The organism is Vibrio vulnificus CMCP6 (assembly GCF_000039765.1).
GTDB lineage: Bacteria > Pseudomonadota > Gammaproteobacteria > Enterobacterales > Vibrionaceae > Vibrio > Vibrio vulnificus_B.
In genome coordinates this window covers 1,616,144-1,628,798 of record NC_004459.3, presented here as the reverse complement: position 1 = coordinate 1,628,798, position 12,655 = coordinate 1,616,144, and the positions used below count along the sequence as shown (strand labels likewise).

The 12,655-nt window shown below is 49.8% G+C and carries 6 protein-coding genes; 2 read left to right on the top strand and 4 right to left on the bottom strand.

Annotation, left to right across the window (positions count from 1 at the left end):
* Nucleotides 1-58 precede the first annotated feature (58 nt).
* Nucleotides 59-1,324 carry a GntP family permease gene (locus tag VV1_RS07830; RefSeq protein WP_011079576.1) on the top strand — a complete coding sequence of 422 codons (1,266 nt, stop codon included), beginning with the start codon at nt 59-61 and terminating at the stop codon, nt 1,322-1,324.
* Between the two features lie 14 nt (nt 1,325-1,338).
* The gene (locus VV1_RS07825) at nt 1,339-2,475 is read left to right on the top strand and encodes a glycerate kinase (protein WP_011079575.1); all 1,137 of its coding nucleotides are present in this window, start codon (nt 1,339-1,341) and stop codon (nt 2,473-2,475) included.
* A 61-nt stretch (nt 2,476-2,536) separates the two neighbouring features.
* On the opposite strand, the gene acnB is transcribed toward VV1_RS07825, so the two are convergent.
* The 4 genes from acnB to hrpB form a co-directional block, all read right to left on the bottom strand.
* Complete coding sequence (gene acnB / locus VV1_RS07820) at nt 2,537-5,134, bottom strand: bifunctional aconitate hydratase 2/2-methylisocitrate dehydratase (protein ID WP_011079574.1); 2,598 nt, start codon at nt 5,132-5,134, stop codon at nt 2,537-2,539.
* A gap of 270 nt (nt 5,135-5,404) precedes the next feature.
* Nucleotides 5,405-7,744, bottom strand: a complete 2,340-nt coding sequence (locus VV1_RS07815; RefSeq protein ID WP_011079573.1) for a patatin-like phospholipase family protein — start codon at nt 7,742-7,744, stop codon at nt 5,405-5,407.
* Between the two features lie 67 nt (nt 7,745-7,811).
* Nucleotides 7,812-10,181, bottom strand: coding sequence for a penicillin-binding protein 1B (gene mrcB, locus VV1_RS07810; protein WP_011079572.1), 2,370 nt, complete (start codon nt 10,179-10,181; stop codon nt 7,812-7,814).
* Nucleotides 10,178-12,640 (bottom strand): ATP-dependent helicase HrpB, encoded by a 2,463-nt coding sequence (gene hrpB / locus VV1_RS07805; protein WP_043920942.1) that lies wholly within the window; start codon nt 12,638-12,640, stop codon nt 10,178-10,180. Before hrpB ends, mrcB begins: the two co-directional genes overlap by 4 nt.
* Nucleotides 12,641-12,655 lie beyond the last annotated feature (15 nt).

The window sequence follows — 12,655 nt, the reverse complement described above, 5'->3', positions numbered from 1 at the left end:
AGATTCCATCTCTATATTCGAGCAAAAAATACTCTTATCAATAATATGGAAATGGAACATGATTGAAGTCTCTACCCTCGGAGCCTTAGCTGCCTTAGTGGTGGCCATTGCGCTCATACTGAAAAAAGTCCCACCCGCGTACGGCATGATCATTGGCGCTCTTATCGGCGGTGTGATTGGTGGTGTTTCACTGACCGACACAGTTTCTCTAATGATCGGCGGCGCACAAGGTATTGTGACCGCGGTTTTACGTATTCTTGCCGCCGGTGTTTTGGCTGGCGTTTTGATTGAATCTGGCGCAGCAACATCGATCGCAGAGACGATCGTCAAAAAAGTGGGGGAAACACGCGCGCTTCTCGCCCTGGCATTGGCGACCATGATTCTGACTGCCGTTGGCGTTTTTGTTGATGTCGCCGTCATTACGGTTTCTCCGATTGCGTTGGCGATTGCTCGCCGTGCTGATATCTCTAAAACCGCGATTTTGCTTGCCATGGTCGGGGGCGGTAAAGCCGGTAACGTAATGTCGCCAAATCCCAATGCAATCGCAGCCGCTGATGCCTTTAATGTGCCATTAACCTCTGTGATGGCAGCTGGTGTGATTCCTGGTCTTTGTGGTTTGGTATTGGCGTATTTCATTGCGAAACGTCTGGTCAATAAGGGGTCTAAAGTCGCGGCCAGCGAAGTCATTGCAGTGGATCACAGCAAACTGCCAAAATTTGGCGCTGCCATTGTCGCGCCATTGGTGGCAATTGCACTATTGGCTTTACGCCCAATTGCCGGCATCAACGTTGATCCGCTCATCGCCTTGCCTTTAGGCGGTTTGCTCGGTGCCGTGGTGATGGGTCGATTCGCCGATACCAACCACTTTGCAGTCTCTGGCCTTTCGCGCATGGCACCGGTTGCCGTCATGCTGCTTGGCACAGGTACTCTCGCAGGTATTATCGCAAACTCAGGGCTTAAAAATGGCTTGATCGATATTCTCACCGCTTCGGGTTTACCGTCCTATCTCCTTGCCCCGATTTCCGGTGCAATGATGTCACTTGCAACAGCATCCACCACAGCAGGAACCGCCGTTGCATCTAACGTATTTAGTCACACCATTCTTGAACTGGGAGTACCTGCATTAGCGGGGGCAGCCATGATTCATTCTGGTGCCACTGTTCTTGACCATATGCCACATGGTAGCTTCTTCCACGCAACGGGCGGCGCTGTTCATATGGACATTCGTGAGCGTTTAAAACTGATTCCTTATGAGTCTGCGGTTGGCTTAATGATCGCTTTTGTCTCTGTCATGATGTTCGGCGTATTTGGTCTGTTTGTATAAGCATTGAGGTAAACATGAAAATTATAATTGCTCCAGATTCCTATAAAGAAAGCCTTACTGCCATGGATGTGGCCATCGCGATTGAAAAAGGATTTAAGCAAGTCTTACCCGATGCACACTACGTGAAGCTCCCTATGGCAGATGGTGGAGAAGGAACGGTGCAATCGATGGTTGACGCCACTGGTGGCACCATCATCGAACATACCGTTACGGGCCCACTTGGCCAGCGTGTCGATGGCTTTTTTGGTTTGCTCGGCGAAGGCAAAACCGCAGTCATCGAGATGGCGGCCGCTTCTGGCTTACACCTTGTGACACCAGATCAGCGCAACCCACTCATCACCACAACGTTTGGGACGGGCGAGTTGATCAAAGCCGCCCTCGACCACGGTGTGAAACACATTATCGTAGGCATCGGCGGCAGCGCGACCAACGATGGTGGCATTGGTATGGCGCAGGCTCTCGGCATCAAACTACTTGATGCACAAGGAAATGCACTTGGCCATGGTGGCGGTGAGCTAGCGAAATTGGCAACGATTGACTGCTCTCAACTCGATCCTCGTTTGGCTCAAGTTCGTCTTGAAGTGGCGTGTGATGTTGATAACCCACTATGTGGACCAAAAGGCGCTTCCGCTGTCTTTGGGCCACAAAAAGGGGCAACGCCAGAGATGGTCACAATTTTGGACAAAAACTTAGCGCACTATGCCGCGATCATTAAACAGCAACTTGGCGTGGATGTTCGTGATATGGCCGGTGCAGGCGCAGCCGGTGGTATGGGTGCGGCGCTACTAGGCTTGCTTAACGCCGAGCTTCGCCCTGGTATTGAGATTGTCATGGATGCGGTTCGCTTAGATGAAATCGTTGCTGATGCGGATCTGGTGATCACAGGTGAAGGTCGTATCGACAGCCAAACCATTCATGGCAAAACCCCGATCGGTGTCGCGCGCACAGCGAAAAAGCACAGCTTGCCGGTGATTGGCATCGCGGGTTGTCTGTCGGCCGATTGCGGAGTGGTCCATGAGCATGGCCTCGATGCCGTTTTCGCCGTGGTCAATCGCTCCGTTGATCTGCCAACCGCGTTGGCAGAAGCCGCGGAAAACGTAGAACTAACGGCAAGAAACGTTGCCGCTGCTTTTTGTATGACTCGCCGTTAAACTTTACTTAACGTAAAAAAACCGCTGAAAATTCAGCGGTTTTTTATTATCGAAGATTTTATTAAGCCGGCTGTTGGAAAATCACTGTGTCGGCTTTTTTGGTGTACTGCCCCATCAGGTGGAAGTTGAGGTAACGGTAGGTATCCGCCGCCGTTGCATCCAACTGTTTCGCATATTCCATGTACTCTTCTACCGTTGGGATTCGGCCAAGAATCGCACCGACTGCCGCCAATTCGGCTGATGACAGATAGACGTTCGCACCTGTACCTAAACGGTTCGGGAAGTTACGTGTTGAGGTCGACATCACCGTGGTTTTGTCTGCAACGCGCGCTTGGTTACCCATACACAGCGAACATCCCGGAGTTTCAATACGAACCCCAGCGCGACCGTAAATACCGTAGTAACCTTCTTCAGTCAGTTGGTCACGGTCCATCTTGGTTGGTGGTGCAATCCACAGACGCGTATCAAGCTGACCTTTGAACTTCTCTAGCAACTTACCCGCAGCGCGGAAGTGACCAATGTTGGTCATACACGAACCAATGAACACTTCGTCGATTTGCGTGCCTTGAACATCAGAAAGCAGACGAGCGTCGTCTGGATCGTTTGGCGCACAAAGAATCGGCTCTTTGATTTCCGCGAGATCAATTTCAATCACGTGTGCGTATTCTGCATCACGGTCTGCCGACATCAATTCTGGGCTTGCTAACCACTCTTGCATCGCAACGATACGACGCTCAATAGTACGACGATCACCGTAACCTTCTGAAATCATCCACTTCAGCATCACGATGTTCGAGTTGAGGTATTCTTCGATCGATGCTTGAGAAAGTTTCACTGTACAACCTGCCGCTGAGCGCTCAGCTGATGCATCAGACAGTTCAAACGCTTGCTCAACCGTGAGGTGTTCTACCCCTTCGATTTCCAGAATACGACCAGAGAATTCGTTGATCTTACCAGCTTTCTCAACCGTTAAAAGACCTTGCTTGATGCCGTAATAAGGAATGGCATGGACAAGATCACGCAGCGTAATACCTGGCTGTATTTCGCCTTTAAAGCGCACCAAGATTGACTCAGGCATATCCAGAGGCATAACACCTGTCGCTGCCGCAAACGCAACGAGACCAGAACCTGCTGGGAATGAAATACCCAATGGGAAACGAGTATGCGAGTCACCACCTGTACCGACAGTATCAGGCAACAGCATGCGGTTTAGCCATGAGTGGATAACACCATCGCCTGGGCGCAGTGACACACCGCCGCGATTCATGATGAAATCAGGCAGAGTATGGTGTGTGTTCACATCGACAGGTTTTGGATACGCTGACGTGTGACAGAAAGACTGCATCACAAGATCGGCAGAGAAGCCAAGACAAGCAAGGTCTTTTAGCTCATCACGCGTCATTGGGCCAGTGGTGTCTTGCGAACCAACGGTGGTCATTTTAGGTTCACAGTAGGTCCCTGGGCGAATGCCCGTTACGCCACATGCTTTACCCACCATTTTCTGAGCAAGCGTGTAGCCTTTGCCCGAATCTGCAACATCCGCTGGTTTGCGGAATACATCAGACGGCGCTAAGCCTAGTGATTGACGTGCTTTTTCTGTCAAACCACGACCGATGATCAGTGGAATACGGCCACCTGCACGAACTTCATCAATCAACACATCGGTTTTTAGTGAGAATTCAGCAAGAACGTCACCGGTAGCATGGTTGGCCACTTTGCCTTGGTATGGGTAGACATCAATCACATCGCCCATATTGAGCTTGGACACGTCGACTTCGATCGGTAGCGCACCCGCATCTTCCATGGTGTTAAAGAAGATAGGTGCAATTTTGCCACCCAAGACATAACCACCAGCACGTTTGTTTGGTACGTAAGGAATGTCATCACCCATAAACCACAGCACTGAGTTCGTTGCTGATTTACGCGATGAGCCTGTACCCACAACATCACCAACATAAACAAGTTGGTGGCCTTGTTCTTTTAGCGCTTCAATCTGTTTGATCGGGCCAATGCTGCCAGGCTGATCTGGCACAATGCCTTCACGCTCATTTTTTAGCATCGCTAACGCGTGAACAGGAATATCAGGGCGAGACCAAGCATCCGGAGCTGGAGACAGATCATCGGTGTTGGTTTCACCCGTGACTTTAAATACGGTTAAAGTAATTTTTTCGGCAAGCTCAGGTTTTGATAAGAACCATTCTGCATCAGCCCATGACTGAAGCACTTGTTGCGCATATTGATTACCGGCTTTCGCTTTTTCTTCAACGTCATAGAAAACGTCAAACATCAGTAATGTGTGAGACAGCGCTTCAACGGCGATTGGCGCCAGAGCTTCATCATCAAGCAAGGCAACCAATGGTTCGATGTTGTAACCACCTTGCATGGTGCCAAGCAGTTTTGCCGCATGCTCACGGCTGACAAGCGGAGAGCTTGCTTCACCACGAATCACCGCAGCAAGGAAACCCGCTTTAACATACGCGGCTTCATCAACACCTGGGGGAATGCGGTTTTCAAGTAGGTCTAGAAGAAACTCTTCTTCACCTTGTGGGGGATTTTTCAGAAGTTCAACAAGTCCAGCAACTTGTTCTGCATCTAGAGGTTTTGGAACAACTCCCTCTGCTGCACGCTCTTCGACGTGTTTACGGTAGGCTTCAAGCACGACTTTTTCCTCTCATTGCGGTTCCTCCTTTTGTTATTACTATGATTCAAAGTAAAGGAGTGAACATCCTTGGAAACTTGGCTCCCTATTGCCCATGTTTTCATTCAATTATGATTGAGAAACAGCGCCGCAGAGGCCAAACTGTGGGCGACAGAATAGCAAATTTAACGATAAATTAAAATCTCATCACTTTGACCAACATAGCAACTTAAGACTAAAGTCCCATTAAATTTAGCTATTTATTCGTCTTTTTTGTTCAACTTTTCATCACTAGTGGAACGATGTACCAATGATCAAATAGATCGCGTCCAAATCTCTCTCAGTGCGACCATAACCAAAAATAATTGGGCCTATCGGCGAGTCAATGCCCGCAAACACACTCGCGGCATTATAGAGTGGAGCCTGGCTTAGGGTCAGCGTCGTATCCGACCAAACACCACCGTGTTCCAGAGAAGCCCCAAGATAAACGGGCGCTTCGAACATGCCAAAGTCATTATCAAACCAACGGTAGCGATAAACCAGGCTCGTAAAGAATTTGTTTTGTCCGATCAGGCTATTACGGGGAATACCAGATAAATTTAAGAAACCACCGATCGATTTGGGATCCAGTGGAATGTAGTTATTTTTGCTCTGTACAATTTCGTAGTCTGCCGATCCGACCAAAGTATGACGTTTATACGTGGTCGCGAAGCGTCCTGCCACCGATAACTCGTGAACCGTGTCACTTTGTGATTGGCCGGTAAAGTCACTTTCAAATATCTCGGGGCTTTCATCATGGGAGACCAAATATTCGATATCCAAGTATGCGCCACGCGTGGGAAGAGCATAATTGTCTAAGGTATCTAAACGATATTGCACAAATGCACCAAGGCGCTCGAAGTTACTCGACCCAGCCGATTGAATGGTTGAGAGCTCAATATCTCCTTTAGCGTAGCGAGCACCCAGTTTCAGCTCTTGCCATAGGGTTGGTTGATATCCCAGCGCCAACTCACCAATAAACTGTGAGTAGGTTATCGGGAAATAATCGTAGGCACTTTCTAGTGGCGGCTCGTCAAAGTCGGAAAATGGAATACTGCGTTTATCACTGCTGTAGGTGGTTTTTGCCGTGGCAAATAGCTCTTGCCCGAAGAGGATCGGTGAATAAAACTCCGCCTCGGCTAATTTATCAGTGCCCATTTCCAAATTAATGGTCAACTCACCACCTTGGGAATTCAGATCGGTGAAGTTGGTCGAGAGGCCAACACCATATTGGCTGTCTGTGGTGAAATCATCTTCAAGGAAAAAGCGAAAGTTAACGTAATTTGGCCCCCATGATTTTTCATCCACCACCACCACGAGTTGGTTGATCCCGTCCACTTCCTCATAGTGATAAGAGATCAATTCGAAGCGATCCAAGGCATAGAGATTTTCAATCGCCGCTTCAATTTCACCTGTTTTCAATACTCGGCCAGTTTCAAGATCAAGACGACGAGTCAGTAGACCATCACTGTAGTGGGTATTGTTGATCACCACGATTTGATCGACGCGAGTCTGGTCACCATAGTTGAGCCTTTTTCGTGCTTGCTGCTTACCATCAATATAGTGCTGATATTGGCTACCATTGAGTCGCAATGCCTGCAGCTTCTCTTTCATCTGATAGGTTGCTTTGTACCCGGCCTGATACGCATCTGGCATCTTGACAAACTCGGTGGTTTCCATTTGACCAACATCAGGTCTCAGGTACACATCCTGCCCACCTAAGCTTTCCGCTTGTTGTTGGGTGCTGCGGCGCACAAGATAGTTAGACAGCTGATCTGCGACCACCAGCATGCTGGTAAAGTCTTCTTTCTGCTTGTAATCGGTACTGATGTCGACAGCAATAACGATATCCGCCCCCATGGCTCTGGCAATATCCACCGGCATGTTGTTGACAACGCCGCCATCAACCAACATGCGCCCATTGAGCTCGTAAGGGGGCAACGCACCAGGCACGGACATACTGGCCATCATGGCATCCACCAGTTGGCCTTTATCAATCACCACTTCTTGTAACTCGACGATGTCCGTCGCAACAGAACGATATGGGATCGCCAGATCATCAAACGAGTCAAATTCGTTCAGGTTACCGGTGGTTTCACGCAAAATGCGTAACATGTTTTGTCCTTGCACAAAACCACGTGGTGCGTGCACTTCACCAAAACGCAAGCCGATGTCGGTTCTTAGCTGATAGCGGTCTTCCGCCTCTTTATCTCGCACACGACGCTGGCTACGATCGACGCGATCACGATAACCACTGTTCCAATCGATGCTGTAGATAAAGCTTTCAATCTCATCTGCACTCATACCAGTAGCGTATAAGCCGCCAACATACGCGCCCATACTAGTGCCCGTGATGTAATCCACCGGAATCTGCATCTCTTCCAACGCTTTCAACACACCAATGTGCGCCGCGCCTTTAGCGCCACCGCCCGCTAAAACCACCGCCACTTTCGGCCTGTCATCGTCTTTTGCCACAGCGGCCTCTTGTGCAGCGGCTTTTTTTATACTGTAGAAAGGGGTTAGCAATACCAAAAACGCCAAGGTTGACCAAAGTGCCAAACCATTTGTCCATCCTTTGTCGACCTTGAACACGGTATTGCTCTCCTTTATTGTTTTACGAAACCTGAACAGTTTTACACCGAATTGGGTACGGGGACAATTACCAACTGAGCAATTTATTCAACCAGTTAGAGGATTTTTCACACTGTGCTTTTAATTCACCTTGTTTATCCCACACTGGCAGAGTGAATTGACTAGAGCAGTCGAGCGAGAGTTCACCGTCGCTTTTTTGCTGATACCCCAAGGTGGTGATCTCTTTTGGCCAAGGCAAAATCAGCTTCTCTGGCGTCCGCTGTTTTAGGTATTCAGCGTACACTCGCAACGCACCACTTGCGCCTGTCAGCTTGGTCGGCTGGTTATCATCTCGACCTAGCCAAATAGTGGTGACTTCTCGGCCATCCACCCCAACAAACCAACTGTCTCGGCTATCATTACTGGTGCCGGTTTTGCCCGCGAGCGCAGCCCACGCAAATTGGTTTTGCAGATAACGGCCTGTGCCTTGTGCTACCCCTTGTTTCATCGCATACGTGGTTAGCCATGCTGCCTGTTCATTCACGGCAGGAGAGGATTTGGGCAACGACTGATACAGAACGTGTCCTTCCAAATCCACCACCGAACGAAGTGCAGTGAGCGGCGCTTTTCGTCCTGAATTGGTCAAGGTTTGGTACATCTGCGCCACTTCCAACGGTGTGAGAGAGAATGCACCAAGGAACATCGAAGGGACTGGGCGAATTTCGTTGCGATTTACCCCTAATCTCGCCAACGTATCGGATACCTGATCAATCCCCAATTGCATGCCAAGGCGAACCGTGGGCACATTGAGTGATTTCGCCAGCGCCTGATAAAGAGGCACATCGCCGCGGAACTGTCGATCAAAATTGCGAGGCTCCCATACCGAGCCTTTACTGCCTTTCAAACTTAATGGCGTATCTTGCAACGTGGTGGCTAAGGTGTATTTTTCAGGCTGTTCTAGCGCCGTCAAATACACGGCTGGCTTCACCAAAGAACCTATCGGACGGCTGGCGTTGATCGCTCGGTTAAAACCATCGTATCCCGTGCGTTTACCCCCCACCATGGCACGAATTTCACCACTGGTACGATCCACGGCAACGGCCGCCGCTTCGAGCTCATTCCCTGCCACTTTCCCCAACTCAGGGACTTTTTTGCTGATCGCTTTTTCCAATTTGTCTTGTGAAATAGGATCAAGCGAAGTAAACACGCGCAATCCCGTTTCGCCTTGGAAAGCCTCGCCCACTTTCGCCCTTAACTCCATCGACAACTGCTGAAAATAAGCGGGCTGACGGCTGGCAATACGTGGGACATCTTGAATATCAAGAGGACGACTGGCGGCTTGATCGTACTCCGATGCGGTGAGCATGTTTTGCTGCATCATCAAACGCAACACCAAGTCACGACGCTCTTTGGTGCGCTCAGGAAAGCGCACTGGATTGTAGTAAGACGGGCCTTTCACCATCCCCACCAGCATCGCCAACTGATCAATACGCAACTCTTGGATCGGTTGACCAAAGTAATAACGAGAAGCCAAACCAAAACCATGGATTGCTTGCTTGCCGCTCTGCCCCAAATAAACTTCGTTAAGGTAGGCTTCAAGAATGCGATCTTTGCTGTAGCGATAGTCCAAGCTCAGCGCGATATACGCTTCTCTGACTTTTCGCCACAAGGTGCGGTCTTGGGTAAGGAATAAGTTTTTTGCCAACTGCTGAGTTAAGGTGCTGCCCCCTTGCACGGTTCTGCCTGCTTTGAGATTAACAAACATCGCGCGTGCAATCGCTAATGGCGATACCCCATCATGTTGATAGAAATCGCGATCTTCCGTGACTAACAGAGCATCAACCATGATCTCGGGAAATTGCTCACGGCGTAAAAACAAGCGCTGCTCGTCAGTATCTTTTTCCAGCATGCCCAGCATCTTCGGCTCAAGGCGCAAATAACCGAGATCCCCTTTGGATTCCAACGATTGAATTCGAGTTAAGCTTGAGGCGTCAAAATGCAACATCACATGGCGATCAGCCTCTGGCCCATCGACAAATTCAAAAGGGCGACGAATAAGCTCAATCTTACTCGACGAAGAGGAATACTCACCGGGATATCTCGGCTGGCTCACCTTACGATAGTTGAGGATATCGAGCTCTTTTTGCAGCTCCGGGCGAGAAACATTTTCTCCCGCATACAAGGTTTGAATACGCGCATACACCACCGTCGGCAGTTGAAATAGCTGACCTTCAAAACGTTGTTTGACCACGCTATCGAGATAAATACCGACAAAAATCAGCACTGCCACCAGCGCGAGCCCCGCTTTCCAACTCAAAGACCAAAGCGTCTTCAACCATTGACGTTTTGCTGTTTTCACTGCGCTGCGTTTTTTGGTCGTTTTTCTCGGAGTACGATTTGCGGTGCGCTTTCTTGTGGTCGTTTTCTTACTGTCGTTCGACTTTTTTTCTTGGGTCATGAGTGTAACTGTCTTTTGGTTTTATTGGTTGCTTGGTGAGTGGCAGGATCGTCAGGCCAAACATGCTTAGGGTAACGACCTTTCATCTCTTTTTGCACTTCTTTGTAAGCGCCAGCCCAAAAACCGGCCAGGTCTTGAGTCACTTGCAAAGGACGACGCGCAGGAGAAAGCAGCTCTAAGGTGAGCTTTACTCGTCCTTGCGCCACCGTTGGCGAACTTTGCTCACCGAACATCTCTTGCATGCGTGCCGAAAGTACGGGGTTAGCACCTTGTTGATAGCGAATCATTTGTTGGGTACCAGTTGGTAAGGTGTAGTACTTAGGCAACCACTCATCCAATTGCTGATTCAACGGCCAGCCAAGGCGAGCATTCAATGCTTCGCAGAGGTTGATTTTAGCCAGGTCTTTCACCGTTGTGACGTGCGCCATATACGGCTCCAACCATTGCTCTAACTCGCTGAGCAAGCTAGCATCATCCATCGCTGGCCAGGCCTGTTCCGGCAACCACTCAATGGCACAACGAATACGCTCGAGTAGCGATTGGGACTTTTCGCTCCAGTCTAATACCGCAAGCCCCTTTCTTCGGACATAGGAGAGTAAAGCTTGCGTCATTTTTTCTTTTCCGGGTTGAGCAAGTGTTTCTCTGCTCACCACCAGTTCACCGATTCTTCGCTGCTTTTCCGCCAGTAAACGCCCTTTGGTTTCATCCCAATCAATGTGCTCGTGGTTCACAAGACAACTTGGATTGCTTTGTTGCAAAGCCGATAGGTCTAGCGGGATAGCCAATTGGATCTGGCTGGCATTTTTTTGGCCACGCATCAGATCGAGCACCACAAGGTACTCTTCTCCCCCCAAAGGGTCATCCTCACGCAGCTCGGCTCCGTGACCATTTGCCATCAAATATCGGCCAAACTGTTGGCCTCGTTTTTGAGCAATGCGATCGGGAAATGCCAAGCTAGCGGCAATGGCACAAGCCGATTCGGTCACCCGTTTTAAAGAGAAAGTGCCATTGAGTTTATTCGCCAGTGCATTGGCACGCTGAGTGAGTAGCGTCGTCTTACCGTGCTTGCTTTGCTGCCAGCGGTGTAAGCTGTGACAAACGTTGCTGATGTTACGCTCAGGCTCTTCCAACATCACCGCCACTGCCAAGGCTGAAGCGAAAAGCGTCTCGTCGCGTTGCTGAGCACCGATCAACATGGCGGCAATACGCGGCTCAACACCAAGCCGCTGCGCCAGCTGTCCTTCACTCGTCAATTGGTGCCCAGAGATTAATCCCAATTGCCGCAACAGTTGTTTGGCCTGACGTACCGCTGCCGAAGAGGGGATATCCAATAACTTCACTTGTTCTGGCTCACTGACTCCCCATTGCGCCAGCTCCATCATCAGCGGAGCAAGATCAGCTTGCATGATCTCTGGAAGGGGCACACTCGCCATTTGCTGGTACTGGCTTTCAGAGTACAAGCGCACACAAATCCCCTCTTCCACTCGGCCCGCACGCCCCGCGCGCTGAATGGCTGACGATTGCGCGATACGCACTTGCTCTAACTTGGTGATCTCCGTTTTCAAATCAAACTTTGCCACCCGCTCTAAACCGCTATCGACGACCAAGCGGATCCCTTCGATAGTTAACGATGTTTCGGCAATGTTGGTCGCCAGCACCACCTTTCGCTCACCGGCTTTGGCGGGCTCAATCGCCTTTTGCTGCTCAGCAAAAGAGAGCTGACCGTACAACGGGCAGATCACCACTTGCTCACTGAGATGCTCTAAACGCTCAGCCACTTGTTTTATCGCAGCCACTCCTGGTAGAAACGCCAACAAAGAGCCCGATTCCGTTGCCAGTAGATGCTCGATGGTTTTCGCCATCACATTGGGTAAAAAGTCGTTCGTTTTTAGCGGCTGATAGCGCTGCTCAACCAAATAACTGCGACCTTGAGATTCAATAAAACTGGCATGAGGCATGAGAGATTGCAAAGCATGCTGCTCAAGTGTGGCCGACATCACCACCAATTTCAGATCGTCACGCAGCGCTTCTTGCACTTCAAGAGCAAGCGCCAAAGCAATATCGGCATGCAAACTACGCTCGTGAAATTCATCAAAGATCAGTACATCAACCCCATTCAGCTCTGGATCGCTTTGGATCATGCGCGTCATGATCCCTTCGGTAACGATTTCCAGCTGGGTCATGTGGCTAACCTTGCTTTCGCCACGAACGCGATACCCCACTCTCTCACCAACTTTTTCGCCAAGTTGCTGCGCCAAATAGCGAGCAATATTGCGCGCCGCCAAGCGTCGTGGCTCAAGCATCACGATTTTTCCGCTGAATTCATTACTCAGCAGCAACTGCAAAGGGAAATAAGTGGATTTACCCGCACCAGGTGCGGCTTTGAGTATGACTTGTGAATGTTGCGAGACCGCTTGAAGCAGTTGTGGCATCACGGCGTGGATAGGCAATTGTGACAATGTTGAGTCCTTATG